Annotated in this window: 19 protein-coding genes; 7 read left to right on the forward strand and 12 right to left on the reverse strand. The window is 71.6% G+C overall.

Annotated features, from left to right (window positions below; genetic code table 11):
* Window positions 1-83: 83 nt before the first annotated feature.
* Window positions 84-1,379, forward strand: coding sequence for an MDR family MFS transporter (locus Pdca_RS32765; protein WP_085914576.1), 1,296 nt, complete (start codon window positions 84-86; stop codon window positions 1,377-1,379).
* A 136-nt stretch (window positions 1,380-1,515) separates the two neighbouring features.
* Here Pdca_RS32765 and Pdca_RS32770 read toward each other — a convergent pair whose 3' ends face one another.
* From Pdca_RS32770 to dnaK, 4 genes are all read right to left on the reverse strand, one after another.
* Complete coding sequence (locus Pdca_RS32770) at window positions 1,516-1,947, reverse strand: heat shock protein transcriptional repressor HspR (protein ID WP_085914577.1); 432 nt, start codon at window positions 1,945-1,947, stop codon at window positions 1,516-1,518.
* Window positions 1,948-1,994: 47 nt separating this feature from the next.
* Window positions 1,995-3,239 carry a molecular chaperone DnaJ gene (dnaJ, locus tag Pdca_RS32775; RefSeq protein ID WP_085914578.1) on the reverse strand — a complete coding sequence of 415 codons (1,245 nt, stop codon included), beginning with the start codon at window positions 3,237-3,239 and terminating at the stop codon, window positions 1,995-1,997.
* Window positions 3,240-3,327: 88 nt separating this feature from the next.
* Entirely contained in the window at window positions 3,328-4,062 is a 735-nt protein-coding gene (gene grpE, locus Pdca_RS32780) for a nucleotide exchange factor GrpE (RefSeq protein ID WP_085914579.1), read from the reverse strand.
* A gap of 35 nt (window positions 4,063-4,097) precedes the next feature.
* Window positions 4,098-5,981: a molecular chaperone DnaK gene (gene dnaK / locus Pdca_RS32785; RefSeq protein WP_085914580.1), complete on the reverse strand. Its 1,884-nt coding sequence runs from the start codon at window positions 5,979-5,981 to the stop codon at window positions 4,098-4,100.
* A gap of 236 nt (window positions 5,982-6,217) precedes the next feature.
* Here dnaK and Pdca_RS32790 point away from each other — a divergent pair, with 236 nt between their 5' ends.
* The 4 genes from Pdca_RS32790 to Pdca_RS32810 all read left to right on the forward strand — a co-directional run bounded on the left by Pdca_RS32790 (window position 6,218) and on the right by Pdca_RS32810 (window position 9,447).
* On the forward strand, window positions 6,218-6,778 hold the full coding sequence (locus Pdca_RS32790) for a DUF3558 family protein (protein ID WP_158092244.1): 561 nt from the start codon (window positions 6,218-6,220) through the stop codon (window positions 6,776-6,778).
* Window positions 6,779-6,848: 70 nt separating this feature from the next.
* Complete coding sequence (locus Pdca_RS32795) at window positions 6,849-7,253, forward strand: PE domain-containing protein (RefSeq protein WP_085914582.1); 405 nt, start codon at window positions 6,849-6,851, stop codon at window positions 7,251-7,253.
* Window positions 7,250-8,638: a hypothetical protein gene (locus tag Pdca_RS35900; protein WP_158092245.1), complete on the forward strand. Its 1,389-nt coding sequence runs from the start codon at window positions 7,250-7,252 to the stop codon at window positions 8,636-8,638. The genes Pdca_RS32795 and Pdca_RS35900 overlap by 4 nt, the downstream gene beginning before the upstream one ends.
* Window positions 8,635-9,447, forward strand: coding sequence for an ESX secretion-associated protein EspG (locus tag Pdca_RS32810; protein ID WP_158092246.1), 813 nt, complete (start codon window positions 8,635-8,637; stop codon window positions 9,445-9,447). Before Pdca_RS35900 ends, Pdca_RS32810 begins: the two co-directional genes overlap by 4 nt.
* 70 nt (window positions 9,448-9,517) lie before the next feature.
* On the opposite strand, the gene Pdca_RS32815 is transcribed toward Pdca_RS32810, so the two are convergent.
* From Pdca_RS32815 to Pdca_RS32850, 8 genes are read right to left on the reverse strand one after another with little or no spacing between them, the layout of a single operon-like run.
* Entirely contained in the window at window positions 9,518-10,609 is a 1,092-nt protein-coding gene (locus Pdca_RS32815; protein ID WP_085914584.1) for an ABC transporter substrate-binding protein, read from the reverse strand.
* A gap of 57 nt (window positions 10,610-10,666) precedes the next feature.
* Window positions 10,667-11,452: an ABC transporter permease gene (locus Pdca_RS35905; RefSeq protein ID WP_158092247.1), complete on the reverse strand. Its 786-nt coding sequence runs from the start codon at window positions 11,450-11,452 to the stop codon at window positions 10,667-10,669.
* The gene (locus Pdca_RS32825; protein ID WP_170205951.1) at window positions 11,449-13,125 is read right to left on the reverse strand and encodes an ATP-binding cassette domain-containing protein; all 1,677 of its coding nucleotides are present in this window, start codon (window positions 13,123-13,125) and stop codon (window positions 11,449-11,451) included. Before Pdca_RS32825 ends, Pdca_RS35905 begins: the two co-directional genes overlap by 4 nt.
* Window positions 13,126-13,139: 14 nt before the next feature.
* Window positions 13,140-14,339 carry an aromatic ring-hydroxylating oxygenase subunit alpha gene (locus tag Pdca_RS32830; protein ID WP_085914587.1) on the reverse strand — a complete coding sequence of 400 codons (1,200 nt, stop codon included), beginning with the start codon at window positions 14,337-14,339 and terminating at the stop codon, window positions 13,140-13,142.
* Window positions 14,340-14,367: 28 nt separating this feature from the next.
* A complete protein-coding gene (locus tag Pdca_RS32835) occupies window positions 14,368-14,778 on the reverse strand; it encodes a cupin domain-containing protein (RefSeq protein ID WP_085914588.1) in 411 nt (136 codons plus the stop codon).
* A complete protein-coding gene (locus Pdca_RS32840; RefSeq protein WP_085914589.1) occupies window positions 14,762-15,220 on the reverse strand; it encodes a RidA family protein in 459 nt (152 codons plus the stop codon). The genes Pdca_RS32835 and Pdca_RS32840 overlap by 17 nt, the downstream gene beginning before the upstream one ends.
* Window positions 15,220-16,092, reverse strand: a complete 873-nt coding sequence (locus Pdca_RS32845; protein ID WP_085914590.1) for a fumarylacetoacetate hydrolase family protein — start codon at window positions 16,090-16,092, stop codon at window positions 15,220-15,222. The genes Pdca_RS32840 and Pdca_RS32845 overlap by 1 nt, the downstream gene beginning before the upstream one ends.
* Entirely contained in the window at window positions 16,089-16,604 is a 516-nt protein-coding gene (locus tag Pdca_RS32850) for a nuclear transport factor 2 family protein (protein WP_158092249.1), read from the reverse strand. Before Pdca_RS32850 ends, Pdca_RS32845 begins: the two co-directional genes overlap by 4 nt.
* A gap of 220 nt (window positions 16,605-16,824) precedes the next feature.
* On the opposite strand from Pdca_RS32850, the gene Pdca_RS32855 reads away from it, so the two are divergent.
* Together Pdca_RS32855 and Pdca_RS32860 are read left to right on the forward strand one after the other, a co-directional pair.
* Window positions 16,825-17,943 (forward strand): hypothetical protein, encoded by a 1,119-nt coding sequence (locus tag Pdca_RS32855; RefSeq protein ID WP_125911653.1) that lies wholly within the window; start codon window positions 16,825-16,827, stop codon window positions 17,941-17,943.
* A 66-nt stretch (window positions 17,944-18,009) separates the two neighbouring features.
* Window positions 18,010-18,693: a GntR family transcriptional regulator gene (locus Pdca_RS32860; RefSeq protein ID WP_085914593.1), complete on the forward strand. Its 684-nt coding sequence runs from the start codon at window positions 18,010-18,012 to the stop codon at window positions 18,691-18,693.

Consider the following 18,693-nt stretch of genomic DNA (forward strand, 5'->3'; position numbering starts at 1 on the left):
CGGTCAAGCTAGTGCGGGCATGCGCATATCTGACTACTGCCATCGAGTCGCAGCTGCAAGAGCAGACCTGATACCACTTGTCCGTGCTCCGCAGCCTGCTCCGTCGTCCGGCGGATCCCGAGTCGGACCCACGCCCGCCCGCCGCGCCGCGCGCGGGCCGCTGGGCCCGGTTCGGCGCGCTCCCGCCCGTCATGAAGCTGCTGATCTCGACCCAACTGGCCTTCAACGTCGGCTTCTACATGGTGCTGCCGTATCTGGCGACGCATCTGGCCGAGGATCTCGGGCTGGCCGCCGCGGCCGTCGGGCTGGTGCTGGGGCTGCGCACGTTCAGCCAGCAGGGCCTGTTCGTGGTCGGCGGCGCGCTCACCGACCGGTTCGGCGCGAAACCCGTCGTGCTCGCCGGCTGTGTGCTCCGTGTGATCGGTTTCATCCTCCTCGGCGCCGCCGGGACGCTGCCCGCGGTGATCGGCGGGGCGCTGCTGACCGGGTTCGCCGCGGCGCTGTTCTCGCCCGCGGTGGAGTCGTCGCTGGCGCGCGAGGCCGGCGAGCGCGAGCGGGCAGGCGAGGGCCCGCCGCGCACCGCGGTGTTCGGGATGTTCGCCGTCGCGGGCCAGGTCGGGACCGTCACCGGTCCGCTGGTCGGGACGGCCCTGCTGCTGGTCGACTTCCGCACCGCCTGCCTGGTCGCGGCCTTCGGCTTCGTGCTGGTCGGGCTCGCGCACTGGCGGTGGTTGCCGTGGCGGACCGCGGAGCGGGCGGGCTCCCCGATCCTGGCCGGCTGGGGCGAGGTGCTGGGCAACCGCCGCTTCATGGCGTTCGCCGCCGGGTACTCGGGCTGGCTGCTCACCTACAACCAGCTCTACCTGGCGTTGCCGGCCGAGCTGGAGCGCATCGATCGGACCGCCGCGCTCGGATTCCTCTTCGTGATGATGTCCGTGCTGGTCATCACGCTGCAGCTGCGGGTGACGGGCTGGTCGCGCCGGTTCGGCGCCGGGCGCTCGGTGGTGCTCGGGTTCTGCCTGATGGCGGCATCGTTCCTGGTGGTCGCGATCGCCCGATTGCTGCCGGACCTGCCGGGGTGGTGGGCGCTCGCACCGGCCGTCACGATGGTGCTCCTGCTGACCTTCGGCGAGATGTTCGCGGTGCCGGTCGCGCAGGACCTGGTGCCCCGGCTGGCGGGGGAGCGACGGCTGGGGGCGCACTTCGGGGTGCTCGCCTCGTTCGGCGGCCTGCTGGTGCTGATCGGGTCGACTACCGTCGGCGCGCTGCTCGATCCGGCGTTCCCGCCGGCGCTGCCGTTCCTGGTGCTGGCGGCGGTCCCGCTGCTGGGTGCGCTGGTGCTCGGCATGCTGGCTCGACGGGGTGCGCTGGCATCCTGACCGTTCGGCCAGGGCGGTGACCGCCTCCGGGCACCACGAACGGGCCCGGATCGGGCCACCGCAGGCGACCGCACCGGCTCGGCGGGGGCGGGCCGTGCCCTCCGGGGGCGCTCTCTCCCGGTGCGGCCGGGTCCGCTCAGTCCGGCTGGGCCGGCCGCCACCGGACGACGGCCTGCCGCCGGTCCACCGGGACCAGATCGCGCCGGTAGGAGCGGTGCACCGCAGCGGTGGCATGGGCGGCCGCGGCCCGGACGGCATCCAGCTCGGCGGCCGTCTCCTCCAGCCGGGCCTGCAGCTCGTCCACCAGCTGTTCCAGCTCGATGATCCGCTTCACGCCGGCGAGGTTGACGCCTTCGTCCTGGGAGAGCCGCTGCACCTCGCGGAGCAGCGCGATGTCGCGCTGGGAGTACCGTCGCCCGCCGCCGGCCGCCCGGCCCGGGCTGACCAGGCCGAGCCGGTCGTAGCTGCGCAGCGTCTGGGCGTGCAGCCCGGACAGCTGCGCCGCGACCGAGATGACGAACACCGGGCTGTCGTGCGCGACGCCCGCCGCCTCCTGGTCCCGGTCCACCGGCCGCCCGGAGTCACCCGGGGGTCGTCCGGCTCCGGCCACCGCTCTCACCTCCTGGCGTTACCGAACAGATCGGCCCGCGGGTCGAACGACGCCGTCGCCTCGGCGTACGCCTGCAGCGCCTCCGTCGCCGGCCCGTCCAGCTTCTGCGGCACCGCGATCTCGACGGTGACCAGCAGGTTGCCCTTCTTGCCGTTCTTGCGCTCCACCCCACGACCGGACACCCGGAACGTGCGACCACTGGAGGTCCCGGCCGGAACCTTCAGCGAGACGGTGCCGTCGAGGGTGGGCACAGTCAGAGTGGCACCCAGCGTGAGCTCGGGGAAGGTCACCGGGACGGTGATCGTGAGGTCGTCCGGGTTCTTCTTCGAGCGGCCGAACACCCGGTGCGGTGTGACGCCGATGGTGACGTACAGGTCACCGGCGGGTGCCCCGCCCCGGCCGGGCTCGCCCTGACCGGTGAGCCTGACCTTCTGCCCGTTGTCCACCCCGGCGGGCACCCGGACGGTCAGCGAGCGGGTCCGGGTCGAGACGCCGTCGCCGCGGCACTCGGGGCACGGGTCGTCGATGAGCCGGCCGGTCCCGCGGCAGTCGCGGCACGGCTCGGAGAACGAGAACGCGCCCTGGCTGCGACTGACCAGCCCGGCACCCTCACAGGTGGGGCAGGTACGCGGGGCGCTCCCGGGGCGGGATCCGGTGCCGCCGCACCGCTCGCAGCGCCCGGGGGAGGACAGCGTGATCGGTACCGCGGCGCCGCGGACGGCGTCCTCGAACGAGATCGTCAGGCTGCTCTCGACGTCCTGGCCACGGCGGGCGCCGGTCGGGCCGAAACCGCCACCGCCGCTGCCGCCGCCACGGTTGTTGCGGGCCGCCCGGCCGAAGATGTCGCCGAGGATGTCGCTGAAGTCGCCGGATCCGCCCGCACCGCCACCCGCGCCCTGGCCGAACAGGTCGTTGATGTCGAAACCGCCCGGCCCGCCCGCGCCGGGCCGGCCGCCGGCGCCCCCACCGGGGAAGCCGCCGCCGGTGCCGTAACCGCCGAAGCCGCCGCCACCGGCGAACATGGCGCGGGTCTCGTCGTACTCCTTGCGCTTGGCCTCGTCGCCGAGCACGCCGTAGGCCTCGGAGACCGCCTTGAAGCGGGCCTCGGCCTTCTCGTCGCCCGGGTTCGCGTCGGGGTGCAGCTCACGGGCGAGCTTGCGGTACGCCTTCTTGATCTCGTCCTGGGACGACGTCGAGGAGACGCCCAGCTCGCGGTAGTAGTCCTTCTCGATCCAGTCGCGCTGGGTCACTACGCCTCCTTCCCGTTCACGCCCCCGGTGCGGCGGGTGCGTTCCCGCATCCCGCCGCACCGCGCGGCAACGTCGGTGTTCCTGCCGGTCAGGCCGGGTCGCCCTGGCCGGGCTGCCCGGCGTCGCCCTCGGCGGACTCCGAGTTCCCGGAGGCCTCCGGAACCTCGGGGACCTCAGGGGCACCGGGTGCCTGCGACGCCTCCGCCTCCGGCCGGTCCTGCACGGTCACCATCGCCGGCCGGAGGATCCGGTCGGCGATCCGGTAGCCGCGACGCAGCACCGTCGACAGCACGGTGACCGTCGGGCCGGAGCCCTCGGCCGGCTCGTGCTGGACCGCCTCGTGCAACTGCGGGTCGAACGGCTCGCCCTCGGCCCCGAAGGACTCCAGGCCGAGCTTGGTGACCACGCCGGTGACCTTGTCCGCCGCCGACTTGAACGGCCCGGTCAGGTCACCGTGCTGCTCGGCGCGCTCGAAGTCGTCGAGCACGGTGAGCAGATCGGTGACGAACGAGACCTTCGCCGAGAGCTGGGTCTGCTCCCGGTCCCGGTCCGCCCGCCGCCGGTAGTTGGCGTACTCGGCGGAGACCCGCTGCAGGTCCGCCGTGCGTTCGGCGACCTCCGCGGTCAGCTTCTCCACCTCGGGATCGACCCCGTCGGCCGGACCCGCCACCGGGTCCGTGCCGTCGGAGCCCGGGGCCGCCGCGTGGGCGGCCCCGGTCTCACCGTTGCTGCGGGCCTCGCCGGTCTCCGGGTCCACCTTGCGGCGGTCCCGGAAGGTCACCGGCTCGTCCTGCTGCTCGTCCCGCTCGTGATTGCCTGTCATGTCGACCGTCCCGTCTCCTGGATGGCCGTGGGCCGTCACTTGTCGCCCTTGTCCTTGTCGTCCTTGTCGTCGTCCACGATCTCGGCGTCGACCACGTCGTCCTGCTGCTCCTCGGTGGCACCGGCGTCGGCACCCGCGGCGCCGGCTCCGGCCGCACCCGCGGCGCCCTCGGCGCCGGGCTGGGAGTACAGGGCCGACCCCATCTTCTGGGACTCGGTGGCCAGCTTCTCCATGGACGTCTTGATGGCCTCGTTGTCGGTGCCCTTGAGCGCCTCCTGGGCCTCCCCGAGGGCGCCGTTCACCGAGTCCTTGACGTCGGACGGGAGCTTCTCGTCGTTCTCCTTGAGGAACTTCTCCGTCTGGTAGACGAGGGTCTCCGCCTGGTTGCGGGTCTCGGCCTCCTCGCGACGCTTGGCGTCCTCCTCGGCGTGCGCCTCGGCCTCGGACACCATGCGGTCGATGTCGTCCTTGGACAGCGCGGACCCGCCGGTGATCGTCATCTCCTGGCTCTTGCCGGTGCCCATGTCCTTGGCGGACACGTTGACGATGCCGTTGGCGTCGATGTCGAAGGAGACCTCGATCTGCGGGACGCCGCGCGGGGCCGGCGCAATGCCGGTCAGCTCGAACATGCCGAGCTTCTTGTTGTACGCGGCGATCTCGCGCTCACCCTGGAAGACCTGGATCTGCACCGACGGCTGGTTGTCGTCCGCGGTGGAGAAGATCTCCGAACGCTTGGTGGGGATCGTGGTGTTCTTCTCGATCAGCTTGGTCATGACGCCGCCCTTGGTCTCGATACCGAGGGACAGCGGCGTGACGTCGAGGAGCAGGACGTCCTTGACCTCGCCGCGCAGCACACCGGCCTGCAGGGCGGCACCGGAGGCGACGACCTCGTCCGGGTTGACGCCCTTGTTGGGCTCCTTGCCGCCGGTCAGCTCCTTGACGAGCTCGGTGACGGCGGGCATCCGGGTGGAGCCACCGACGAGCACGACGTGGTCGATCGCGCTCACCGAGATGCCGGCGTCCTTGATGACCTGGTTGAACGGGTTGCGGGTGCGGTCGAGCAGGTCCTGGGTGATCCGCTGGAACTCCGCGCGGGACAGCGTCTCGTCGAGGAACAGCGGGTTCTTGTCCGAGTCGACCGTGATGTAGGGCAGGTTGATGCTGGTCGAGGACGAGCTGGACAGCTCGATCTTCGCCTTCTCCGCGGCCTCACGCAGCCGCTGCATCGCCATCTTGTCCTTGGTCAGGTCGATGCCCTGCGAGGACTTGAACTTGTCGACGAGCCAGGTCACGACCCGCTCGTCCCAGTCGTCGCCACCGAGGTGGTTGTCGCCGTTGGTCGCCTTGACCTCGACGACGCCCTCGGCGATCTCCAGCAGGGACACGTCGAACGTGCCGCCACCCAGGTCGAAGACCAGGATGGTCTGCTCGGCCTCGCCCTTGTCCAGGCCGTAGGCCAGCGCGGCCGCGGTGGGCTCGTTGACGATCCGGAGCACGTTCAGGCCGGCGATCTGGCCGGCCTCCTTGGTCGCCTGCCGCTGCGCGTCCTCGAAGTACGCGGGGACGGTGATGACCGCATCGGTCACCTCATCGCCCAGGTAGGCCTCGGCGTCCCGCTTGAGCTTCTGCAGGACGCGGGCGCTGATCTCCTGCGCCGCGTAGGTCTTGCCGTCGATGTCCGAGGTCTTCCAGTCGGTGCCGATGTGGCGCTTCACCGAGCGGAAGGTGCGGTCGGAGTTCGTGACGGCCTGGTTCTTCGCGGACTGACCGGTGAGAACCTCGCCGTTGCGGGCGAACGCGACAACCGACGGAGTGGTGCGAGCACCCTCCGAGTTCGCGATCACCGTCGGCTCGCCACCCTCGAGGACGGCGACGACGGAGTTGGTGGTCCCGAGGTCGATACCGACCGTACGAGCCATGGTGACTGCCTCCGTGTAGTACGAGTATGAGTGCGTCCGGCTCAAGTTGTACCAGGCCGGGGAGCACGGTGCGCATCGCCCTTGAGTGGGCCCTGCTCAACTTGCTCTCACCGGGCTCAACGGGCACCCCCGCAGAGTTGTTCCGACCCGGCTCAACTTTTTTCGTCGGATTCGAGCGTGCCGGTGCTGGGCGCGGGCTAGCCTGTGGATCTTCCATCGCGCAACGGGGGGACGACGTGGGCGGATCGGTCCGGCGCGGGGCGAGCCTGCTGCCTGCGCTCGTCGGGGCGGTCGTGCTCCTCGCCGGATGTTCCGACGGTGCCGAGCAGCCGGGCGGCCCGTTCGCACCGCGTCCCTCCGACGTCGATCTGGCCCGCCTGGACCCGTGCAGCTCCCTCACCGAGCAGCAGCTCGGAGCCCGCGACCTCGGAGCCGGAGCGCCCGGCACCGCCACGGTCAACGGCACCTCGGCCCGGGACTGCACCTGGATCGGTCCGACCGTCAACGCCGGCGTCCAGTTCATCGCCGTCGGCGCCGAGACCGCGGCGGAAGAACGCGGGTCACGGTTGCTCCTGGTGGAAGGTTTCGGTGCCGTCGAGGGGGCGCCGGAGACGAACAACGGTCCCGGGCTCCCCGCCTTCTGCCAGATCGCCGTCGACGCCGGGCCACAGCAGTCGGTACGGGTCCAGGTCAACAACGGACGTCCGGACACCGGCGGAGAACCGGAGGCGTTCCGCGACGTGTGCCGACACGCCGAGGACATCGCCGGCGCGGTGATGGTCAACATCCGCGGCTGACGCGTTCACCATCGCAACAGCATCCGGGAGATGGTCCGCGCTCGGTGCCCGTCGTTCGTAGGTTTCGGCCATGTCCTCACCTGCGCACCTCCCTCGTGGCAGCGCCTCCGACGGGCTCCTCCTCCAGATCGACGTCTCCAACGTTCTCCAGGTCCGGGACGTCCTCGTCGCTCAGCTCGGCTCCATGCAACTTGCGCTCGGCCGGGCCGAGCGACAGCTGAACCTCGGGCCGTGCGGCCGTGATCCGGTGTCCCTCCAGGCAGCAGCGAGCTTCAGAACCAAGATCGAGGAGATCAAGGCCGTCCACTGGGCTCACGTGGCCGAGCTCCGGGAGGCGACCGACAGGCTCGCCGAGGCCGCGCGGCACTACGGATTCACCGAGGAGCAGCTGAAGGGATCCTTCAGCTCGTCGCCGTCGTCCACTCGTTCGGAGCACGCCTCTCCCGACACACCCGGTGCAGGCGGGACGCCGTGATCCGCTGCTACAACTTCGCCGCCTTCGACATGGCGACGAAGTTCGGCTGGGTGGACGGGCAGCCCGGGATCGCGGCGACCCTGCCGGTGTCCGACGGACTACGGTCCCTCACCGGCTCACTCGAGGAGTCGAGCGTCGCGACCGACCGCAGGATCACCGACCTCGACATCGCCTGGCAGGGCATGGCCTCCGACGCCGCCAGGAGCTCGCTCACCACGACCGCCTCCGGCATGGCGGACACCGCGGTCGTCACCGGCAACGGCGCCGAGCGTCTCGTCGACCACGGAAACTCCTTCGAGTCGATGCGCCGGCAGATCAGCTACGTGAACCCGGCCGACCACAGCTGGTTCCAGCGCGCGGTCGACAACACCTCGGAGGCGTGGCACTCGCTGTGGGGGAACGGCGCGGACCACGTCACGATCGCCGAGCGGAACCTGGCCAACGACGAGGTCGCCAACCGGGCGCTGGACCGCTACGCCGCCGAGACGTCCGCAGCCGACGACCGTTTCTCCGGTGCCACTCCGCCTCCGCCGCCCGGCGCCGGAGCCGGGCCGCAGGGCGGTGGTGGCGGCGGTGGCGGGACGCTGCCGCCGGGCACCGGGTCCTCCGGTCCCAGCACCGCGACGCCCAGCCCACCGGGTCCCGGCGGACCACCGGGCGGCCCCGGGCCGGAGGACATCGGGCCGGGCGGCCCCGGACCGGGCGGCCCCGCGCCGGAAGCTCCCGGACCGGGTGGCCCCGGACCAGGCGGCCCCCGACCAGAAGCTCCCGGACCGGGTGGCCCCGGGCCGGGGGGTCCCAGTGGCCCGGAGCAGTACGGCCCGGCCGGGCCGAATCCGCTCGATCCGCCCGTCGCGGCGCGGCCGGACACCGTCACCCAGGCCGAGGTCGCACCCGTCCCGCCGGAACGCACGCCCGGACCCGGACCCGGCCCGATACCCGAGCGGCAGTGGACCCCCGACCGGCCGGCAGGCCCGTTCGCTCCGCCGTACGGCCCGATGCCCGGCCCGAGCGACTCGCGTGTCCGCGACCAGCTCGCCCGCGACTTCGCCGACCGGGCCCGGCAGAACCAGCTGGCCCCCGGCCCCGGCCCCGGACGCGTGCCGGGTGGGTCCGACCAGCACGCCCCACCGGGGCGGGGCGGCACCGCGTGGAGCCCGCCCGGCGCCCGGGGCGGCCCGATCGATCCCGCCCAATCGGGCCGGCCGGCGGATCCCCGCGGCTCCGGCGCCCCGGGTGGCTACGGCCCGATGGCCGGCGCCGGCGCCGGCGCCCGGGACGGCCAGGACCACCGCAACCGCTACGTCGTCCACACCGACGAGGTCTTCGACATCGACGTGCGGGCCACCGACGCCGTTCTCGGCCCCGACGAGGACCACCGGTGACCGACCGGACACCGCGCCCCGGTGTGCCGGGGCCGGTGCTCGACTGGCGGCGGGCGACCGTGCTGAGCGCCGCCGAGTTCGACGTCGCCCGCGACCTGCTCGACCTGGGCCGCGGCCCGGCCGTGCTCGGGCTGCTCAGCCCCGGACCGACCGATGTCGAGCGGGCCGGTGTGGTCCGCGAGGCGACCCGGTCTCTGGCCGCGCGCGGGCTGCTCGACGCCGGTGGCTTCCGCCCCACCCTGGTCGACGACCTGCGCACCGTCGCCGCCCCCGAGTTCCAGCACGATCTGGTCGTCTCTCCACCCACCCCGCAGCAGGCGCTCGTCGGGTACCGGACCGGCCGGGCCGTGCTCGCCTGCCGGATCGGCGATGACGTCGCACTGCTCCGGGTGCGGCCGGAGCAGGCGGCGACCGCGCTGGTCGAGCTGCTGGGGCCGCTCACCCCCGGCCCCGGTCCGACCGTGCGGATCCCGGTGCGGGTGCTCGCCGAGGCCGCCGCGGCGGCCGGAGACCGCACCCGCTGGACGGCCGAGCTGCTGCGGCGCGGCTGCTCCGGCGCCGAGGCCGACCTGGTCGCGCGGATGGGGGAGGTCCGGGGCCTGGCCCAGCTCGGCGCCGGCCGGACGGAACCGGCCGGGCGCCGGGCACCGGCGGTGCTGCTGGTGCACGCCACCGCCGAGGGCTGCTACTACCAGCGCCGGCCCACCTCCGACGTCATCGGCGGACCGCCGGCGGGCGGCGCGACCGTGCACGCCGGACCGATCGACGCCCCGACCCTGGTCGCGGAGCTGACGGCGCTGTTGCGTTAGGCCGGGTTCGGCGTCGTCCCCGGCCACGTGTTCCGGCGGGACGACGCCGTCGGAGCCCCGCCGGACCGGCTCAGCCCCTGGTGAGCAGGTCGGCCGGAAGCTCAGGGGAACTGTAGCCCTCCCCGATCCGGTCGACCCCGTTCAACGCGGCGGTCGCCGCCTCGTTCAGCGCGAGATCGGCGACCTCGTCGAGCGGCAGCTCCCGGCTGATCACGCCATACCGGTGCAGCAGATCGATCGACTGCTGGTACCACTCCTCGTCGATGCTGCCCAGCCCCGCGACCGACGGCCAGATCAGCTGGTTCATCTGGTTCATCTGATAGGTCTGGAAGTCGGCGTCCAACGCGGTTCCCTGCTGGACAACCAGCTCGACGCAGTGCTCGGCGGCGTCCCGGCAGTAGGCCCAGCCGCGCATCGACGCGGTGACGAACGCGGCGACGTCGTCGCGGTTGGACTCCAGGAAGTCACCGTTGACGAAGATCCCGTCCTCCGCGACCGAGGTGTCGTCCTCGGCGAACGAGTAGACGTTCAGCTCCTCGGCCGGGATCCCCGATGCCAGCACCTGTCCGAGCTCGTTGAACGCGTACGCGGAGGCGATGTCGACGTCGCCGGCCAGGAACTGGTTCATGTCGAAGCCCTGCTGAACCATCGTGACGTCGGTGTCCGGGTCGATCCCGTACTTCGCCATCGTCGCGTAGAGCTTCTGGTCACCGGCCCACGAACCGATCCGCTTACCGACCCAGTCCGCAGGGGACTCGATGCCCGCGGATTTCCTCGACACCATCACGTACCCGGGCCGGGCCGTGGTCTGAGCGATCGCCTTCAACGAAGCGCCCTGGTCGATCGCGCTCAGGGTGTTGCCGAAGCTGTCCGTGCCGAGCTCGGCCTGCCCCGATCCGACGATCTGCTGCGCACTGACGTCCGGCCCACCGGGCCGGATCGTCACGTCGAGCCCCGCCTCCCGGTAGAAGCCCTGTTCCTGGGCGGCGTAGTAACCGGCCCACTCGGCCTGGGTGACCCAGCCGAGCGCGAGGGTGACCGGCTGGAGACCGTCGGTGCCGTCGGCCTCCGGACCAGCCCCACTCCCGCAGGCGGCGAGGGTGAGGAGTGCGGCCGAAGCGGTGAGGGCAGCGAGCAACCTAAGCCCGGGATTGCGCATCATGATGTCCTTTGTGAAGTGTCGAGTCGGGCGGTCGGGGGACGTTCCGCCCGGAGCGGGTCAGTGTCGGCGCACGAGCATCCGGTCGAGCGCGATGGCGAGCCAGAAGAGCACCGCGCAGAACACGAACGCGGTGAGGGCCGCGCCCCACAGGTTGTCGACGCGCAGCTGCACCGATGCGCTCTTGATGTAGGTGCCGAGGTTCTCCAGGCTCCCGCCGAAGTACTGCGCGAGCAGCGCGACGGTGAAGGATGTCGGGGCGGCGACCCGCAGGCCGCTCATCAGGTGCGGCATCGCCGCGGGGAGGTGGAGCGCCCAGACGACCCGGACCGGGGAGGCGGCGATGCTGCGGAACAGTTCCACGGTCCCCGGGTCGGCCGCGGAGAAGCCGTTCAGGGCGAAGGTGAACATCAGCGGGCCGACGGCCATCGCGACCACGACCACCCGCGGCAGCATGCCGAACCCGAAGACCGCATTGGCCAGCGGGATGAGTGCGACGACCGGAACCGCCATCAGAGCGGAGGCGTACACGGCCGACACCGCCCTGGCCGTGCGGCGGCGCACGACGAGCCCCGCGACGGAGATCCCGACGACGACGCCGGCACCCAGCCCCAGCACCGCCTCGACCAGGCTGTTCCATCCGTTGCGCAGGTAGACGCCGGGCTTGTCGGCGACCGCGGCGAGTACCCCGGACGGCGACGGCAGGGTCAGCGGTCCGATCGCCAGAATCCGGATCGCGGCCGACCAGGCCGCGACGAACAGGATGAGCAGCAGCACCGTGCCCGGGACGGTCAGCCACCGGGTGGCCGCCCGCGGCGCGTACCGCTCCGCCGGGGCGGCGTTCACGACGCGCCCATGTGCGCCGACAGGCTCGTCCGGACACGGGTCACCGCGTCGAAGAAGGCCGGGGTGGTCGTGGTCGCCGCGGTACGCCGCTCCGGCAGGTCGATCTCCATGATCCCGCCGACCCGGCCGGGCCCGGCAGCCATCACGACGACTCGGGAGGACATGAACACCGCCTCCGGGACGGAGTGGGTCACGAACAGCACGGTCTTCCCGGTCCGTGCCCAGAGATCGCGGACCTCCAGGTTGAGCCGGTCCCTGGTGATCTCGTCGAGCGCGCCGAACGGCTCGTCCATGAGGACGATCCGGGGCTCGTAGACCAGCGCACGGGCGATCGCGACCCGTTGGGCCATGCCGCCGGAGATCTGCTGCGGGTACTTCCCCCCCGCTGCGGCGAGGCCGACCAGCTCGAGCTGGGCCATCGCCCGTTCGCGACGCTCGGCCCGGGTCACCCCGGTGTGCTCCAGCGGGAGCTCGACATTGCGGATCACACTGCGCCACGGCAACAGGTTGGGGCTCTGGAACACCACCCCGACCTCCCGCCGCTCGCGGGCGAGCGCAGCCTCTCTGCCGTCGACGAGCACCGCCCCGTCGGTCGGTGACGTCAGATCGCCCGCCAGCCGGAGCAGGGTGGACTTCCCGCAGCCGGACGCCCCGACGAGCGAGACGAACTCGCCGTCGGCGATCGTGAGGTCCAGACCGGCGAGCACCGGGCCGGCCGCCGGGTCGAAGGTCTTGCCGACCCGGGAGAACTCGATCGCGGTTCGGGTCCCGGTGGCGGGGTCACGGGTGATGGTCATGATTCGGCTCCCGCCGGTAGGTAGGTGGTCCGCAGCGCGGCCCTGGCGGCGGCCCGGACAAGCCAGGAGACCAGGTACACCAGCGCCACACCCCCGCCGGCCACGACCAGCGCCGCGCACCACATCGGCTCCGGGCGGTACGAGTAGTACTGGCTGGCCGCGAGCACTACCGCCGCGATCCCATCCTGCGTGCCGGACGGGAGCTCCGCGAGGACGGCTCCGAGGAACGCCCCAGGCCGTGACGGTCCGGATCGCCGCGCTGGTGTGGGTCAGCGCAGCCGGCAGCTCCAGCACGGTGAACTGCCGCCGCCGCGGAGCGCCGAAGCTGTCCAGCAGCTCCCGCTGGGCGATCGGGACCTCTCCGATGCCGCGCGCCACCGCGACCACGGCCGGGAAGAACCCGGCCAGCGTCGCCATGATCGTCGCCGCAGCCCAGCCGGGCCCGAACAGGATCACCAGCGGCGGTGCGAGCGCCACCAGCGGCAGTGCCCGGCTCAGGATGAGCAGCGGCATGAGGCTCGGGCCGAGCACGGGCCGCTTGGCCGTCAGCACACCCAGCGCAGCGCCGACCAGCAGCGCGCACAGGATGCCGATCAGCGCGGACCGCACCGTGACCCACAGGTTGCCGAGCAGGAAGATCAGCTCGATCTCGCCCTGCGAGGTGCGCTCCCCGAAGTGCGCCAGAACCTCCCAGACGTGCGGTAGCCGGGTCCGGTCCAGCCCCGCGACCAGCTTCACGAGCTCCCACAACGCGACGGTGGCTACCGCGACGAGGATGCAGCCCACCGTCGTGGCGACGGCGTCGCGACGAGCGCCCCGCGCCGCGTTGGAACGCTCCGCGGTCCGTGCGGGCAGTGCCGCTGTGCGTGTGTCCACGGTCCTGCCGCCGGTCAGCCGGCCCGCTCGGAGAGCGAGTCCGCGTATGCCTGGTAACGCAGGGTCAGCCAGCGGTTCATCTGCGGCAGTGTCGACTCCTGCCAGCTGTACCGGCCGCGATTGGCGTACCGCGACCGCTGTCCGCCCTGCATACGGGTGTTCGTCGTGATGTCCTGGTCGTTGATCACCGCATTGACCGCGTTCTGCATCTCGAACGCCCAGTCGAACCCGGGGGCCTTGAGCGAGCTCTCCGGGAACAGCCACGCCATCCGGAGGGTCATCCGGCCCGCCGACTCGGGGGTGATCAGGAAGTAGAAGACCTGGTCGGGGCTCAGCGCGAAGAACACGGTGGGCAGCACCGAGGCGAACATGATCCGGCTGCGTCGCTTCTCGTCCAGCCCGGGGAGGATCGGCAGCACGCTCTTGCCGGTCGGGTTGAAGCCAGCGTCGATCCACCGGTAGTTCGTCGGGTGCATGATCTGGCCGTCCGTGTCGTCCCACTCGACGAACTCGGCCATCGATGCCGGGGCGACGTCGTGATAGCCCATGTGCACGAACGACGTGTGGTACGGCTCGAGGGCGTTCTCGTGCATGCCCTTCCAGTTCCACGGCTGGTCCGGATACTCGAGATGGTTGATCGCCCTCAGGTTCGCGACGTCATAGGCCTCCATCTCGGGCGCCAGTTTCGCCAGCCGAGGCGCGAGCGGTGCGGCGGCCGGATCCATGTTGGCGAAGATCATTCCGTGCCAGATCTCCACCTTCAGCTGCGGCAGCCGGGTCTCTGCCCGCAGCTCGGCGATCGGGCAGGTCCGGGTCATCTCCGGTGCGGCGACCAGCCTGCCGTCGAGGCCGTATGCCCAGTAGTGGTAGGAGCAGCGGAACTGTTTCGTGCTGCCCGCCGAACCGGGCTCGACGACCGGGTAGGCGCGGTGCTGGCAGATCGCCGACATCACCCCGATCTCGCCGGACCGATCGCGGACCACGATCAACGGCTCATCGCCGACGGTGACGGTGAAGTAGTCACCGCTCTCCGGAACCTGACTGACGTGGCCCAGGCACAGCCACTCGCGGGCGAAGATCGCCTCCTTCTCGAACTCGTAGAACTCCTCGGAGGTGTAGACGGCGGCCGGCATCGTCCGCGCGGTGGTGAAGTCGCCACCGAACTCGCGCAGGCCGTCCAGGATGGCGCGGACCTCGGGGGTGATCAGGCTCATCGGTGCTCCATCGGTCGGTTCGGACGGATCAGGCGACGTTGACGACGGTCGGAGTCTCGGAGTTGCGGACGACCACGCAGACGCAGTCCTCGTTGCCCGGGTTCTCCTCGCGGTGCACGAGCCCGCCTGGGATGACGGCGATCTCGCCGGGACCGGCGAAGAAGTCCTCCGTGCCACCGGGGCCCTCGACGATGAACCGCATGGACCCGGAGACGATGCAGACGATCGTGGTCTGGTCCTCGTGGTGGTGCAGGCCGCCGCCCCGGCCTGCCGGGAGGACGCTGGTGCCCATCCACATCCCGGCGGCCGCGGTGGCGGTGCCCCTGGCCAGTGCACCCGAGGCACCTCCGGCGTCCGCCGCGTTGTCCGCGACGAGCGCCCCTGTACCGACCACCCGACAGCCGCTCGGGAATGTCTGCTCCTCAGCCGACGAGCTCATCGTCCGCTCCTTCAGGTCCGGTCGGGGACGTCGCGACGCCCTCGATCTCGATCAGGAAATCCGGGCGCACCAGCCGTTGCACGACCAGGAGGGTGTTTCCCGGTGGACGGCCTTCCGGGAAGATCCCGTCGAACAACTCCTCCCGGATCCGGTAGAAGTCGTCGATGTGCCCCGGATCGACCAGGTAGGTCGTCATCTTCACGAGCTCGACGAAGGAGGAGCCGCCGGCCGCGAGCGTCTCACCGAGCAGCCGGAAGACCGTCCGCATCTGCGTCTCGAAGTCGCCCTCGCCGAGCGATCCTCCGTCGAGGTCGACCGGGAGCACGCCACTGATGTGCACCGTGTGCACTCCCGGTGGGATCACCACCGCGGGCGAGTACAGACCGACGGTCCTGCCCGCCGTCCGCACCACCCGGTTACCGACGGTCGTCGTCGGGGTCATCACGCCACCTCCACCTGTGTCATGGCCGCCCGCGGTGCGGCCGGGGTCACGCGGATCTCGTTGCGGAGCAGCCCGATACCGTCGATCCGGGCCTCGACGACATCACCGTCGCGGAGGAACTCGGCGGGCGAGCGGGTGAAGCCGACGCCGGCGGGGGTCCCGGTCGCGATCACATCTCCCGGACGCAGCGCGACGTACCGGGAGATCACCGCGATCTGCTCGGCGACGCTGAAGATCATGTCTGTGGTGTGCGCCCGCTGTTTCGGGACGTCGTTGACCGCCAGCTCGATGTCGACGTCCGGCGGGTAGCCCGCCTCGTCTGCGGTCACGATCCACGGCCCGACCGGGGTTGCCCCGTCGATGTTCTTGCCCAGGTGCCACTGCTCGTGCCTGCGCTGCACGTCACGGGCGGTGACGTCGTTGACGATCGTGTAGCCGAACACGTGCCTCCCCGCCTCGGCCACCGGGATGGCCCGCCCACCGACGCCGATCACCACCCCGAGCTCGACCTCCCAGTCGAACTCCGCGGACATCCGCTCGTCGAGCTCCAGGACGCCACCCGGGTCGGCCACCGCCGCCGGGGTCTTGAAGAAGACGATCGGGTGCCGCGGTGCGGCGGCGACGAACACCTCCGCCGACTCGGCCTGGTGCTCGGTGTAGTTGATGCCGGTGCAGAGCAGGCCGCGGCAGTCCTCCGCCAGCGGTGACCGAAGGCGGACCCCGGCGAGTTCGAGCGTCCGGCCGTCCGGGGTGGGGAGCGCCCCGGCGACCAGATCGGCGAGCCGCTCACGGACCGGACGCAGTGTCCCGGCATCGGGGTCGACCAGCCCGGTACCGCGTTCCGGGCCCGCTACGAACCGCGCGAGCCTCATCGGACCCGCCCCGGGAGCTCCCACATCCGCTTGTTCGCCCAGCCGTCCGGGTACGGCGTCCGGAAGTCGAGCGCGAGCCGCAGGTGGGCGAAGCGCCACTCGCCGTCCCGGCACTCGAAGTCGTCGACGTAGACCCCGGCCTGCCAGAACGCCGTGTCCCGGCCCGCGGTGCAGGCCTGCAGCAGCTTCCAGCGGCCGACCGCGCGGTCACCGTCCACCGTCACGTCCTCGTTGCCGAGGAAGTGAGCGGTGAACCCCATCCGTGCGGCGGCGTCCTCGAACGACGCGGCGATCGCCTCGCGGCCGACGATGCGCTCGGCGCCCCCGGGCATCGCGGGATCGCCCTCCGGCACCCGGTCGGGCAGGGCCTCCCAGACCGCGTCCTCCCAGAAGAGGTCTGCCACCCCACCGCGCCGCCGGTCGTCGAGCCCCTGCATGTAAGCCGCCTTGAGCCTGCGAACGGCGTCCCGGGCCTCGATCCGCCCTATCCGCACCGCCAGATCCGCGGTCATCGACGGCCTCTCAGTTCTCGCAACATATATGAAAGCTGCGCTGATCCCCTTGCTCGCGTCCAGTCCGGGAGCCAAGCCGAAACACTTGTTCACGTTTCCGAAACACAGCATCTTCGCAGGTTGCAGCGATACAGTCACGCATTGCAGAAGGGGTTCCAGGCCGCCGAAGAACATATATGATCTGACGAACGATCCCCCCGATGGAAGGTCCGTGACCTCAGTGCCCGCTCCGACTCCGGTGACCCGGACACCCGCGACGACGTCGCCGACCGGCCGCACGGTCGTCCTGCACGACGTGCTCGACCCACTCAGCGGCGAGCGGGAGGACGTCCGGCTGGAGGTGCCCGGACCGGCCGGGCCCACGACCGATGTCGACGGGGCCGGCCTGCACGTGCTGCCCGGGCTCTACGACGCCGACAGCCACCTTCCGGTCCTGGATCTCGGCCTGCGTGAGTCGGACCGGTGGCGGGCGCTGGCCGGCGGCGCGACCGCGGTCACTACCGCGCTGCCGTGGCACCTGGTCCGCACCCGCAGCCTGGAGGCCGTGACCTCCTTCCTGGCCGCGACCACGTTCCCCCTGGTCCTGCCGATCCTGTCGGTGTCCGACAGCCCGTCCGGCGCGGGTTTCGCGGCTTGGCTGCGCGACCACGGGGCACAGATCCGCGAGACGTGGATGCCGACGATCAAGCTCTATTCGAACGACCCCTTCTTCCGGCCCAACCTCGAAGCGGTCTGGGAGGCCGGCTGCCGGGCCGCCGTCTACTTCTACGACCGGGCGAGCTTCGAGCAGGTCGCCGCGGAACACGCCGGTCCCGTGCACTTTCGGCACGTCACATCACGGGAGATGGCCGAGCAGGTCGCGGCCCGGCCCGACTCGACCTGCCAGACCTCGCCGCACTTCCTGGTCGAGATCACGCCCGGGCGGGCCGGGGATCTGCACGTGCTCCCGCCGGTACCCGGTGGCGCGGACCGGGACGGGCTGCGCGAGGTCGTCACCGACCGGGTCGACCTGATCGCCAGCGACCACAATGCACCGGTCCACGGCAACGACGGCCCGGGACTGGACAGCGAGCAGTTCCTGCTCCCCGCGCTGCTGCAGCTGGTCGCCGACGGCGTCCTGGACCTGCCCGCCGCGCTCGCCAAGGCGACGACCGCCGCCGCCGCGGTGTTCCGCCCCGCCGCCGGGCTGCCGGACTCGCGGATCGTCGTCGATCCGGCAGGGACCGGGCCGGCCGGGCTCTGGCCCGGCCAGGAGAGCAGGCGCGCCGCGTTCCTCGGCGTCCCGCTCGCCGGGACCGTGCTCGCCGCCGAGACGGCGGGTACGGCACGATTCCTCTAGCCCGGCGCCACATCGGGTGGCCCCGCCGGCACCGTCCGCGCCGACCGACGACGAGAGAGGCGTGATGTGAAGACCACCGGGTCGAGACCGGGCCTTGGCCCGAGCGCCGTCCGCACCGCCCATCGCGACGTCACCGAGCGGTTGCGGGACGCCATCGTCTCCGGTGTGCTCCCGGCGGGAAGCCGGCTGGTCCAGGCAGAGCTCGCAGCAAACCTCGAGGTCAGCGTCACGCCGGTACGCGAGGCGCTACGCGAGCTGGAGAGTCAGGGCCTTGTCGACTTCGACCCGTTCCGTGGCGCCACGGTGCACCAGGTCAGCCTGGCCGAGCTCGACGAGGTCTACGAGATCCGGCGGACGCTGATCCCGATCGCCGCTCGCGAACGGGTCCGCACGATCACCGACGAGGAGATCGAGGACGCCGAGGCCATTGCCTCCGCGATGTCGCTGCGCAGCGACTCGACCCGCTGGGTGGAGGACAACCGCCGGCTGCACCGGCTGCTCGACGGCACTTCGGGGCAGGTGCATCTGCGCGCCATCATGCGACGACTCGCCGACGTCTCCTCTCTCTACGTGGGGCTGTCGGTGACCACCGACCCCACCCGGCGCCGCCGGGCACGAGAGGACCACAAGGAGCTCGTCAAGGCCTACCGCAAGCGGGACGCTGCGCTGGTCACCGCAATCACCCTGCGGCACATCGGCGACACCGAGACGGTCGCACGGGAGGCGCTACTGCGCAGCGGCACCCTCTGA

It is taken from the genome of Pseudonocardia autotrophica (genome assembly GCF_003945385.1).
GTDB lineage: Bacteria > Actinomycetota > Actinomycetes > Mycobacteriales > Pseudonocardiaceae > Pseudonocardia > Pseudonocardia autotrophica.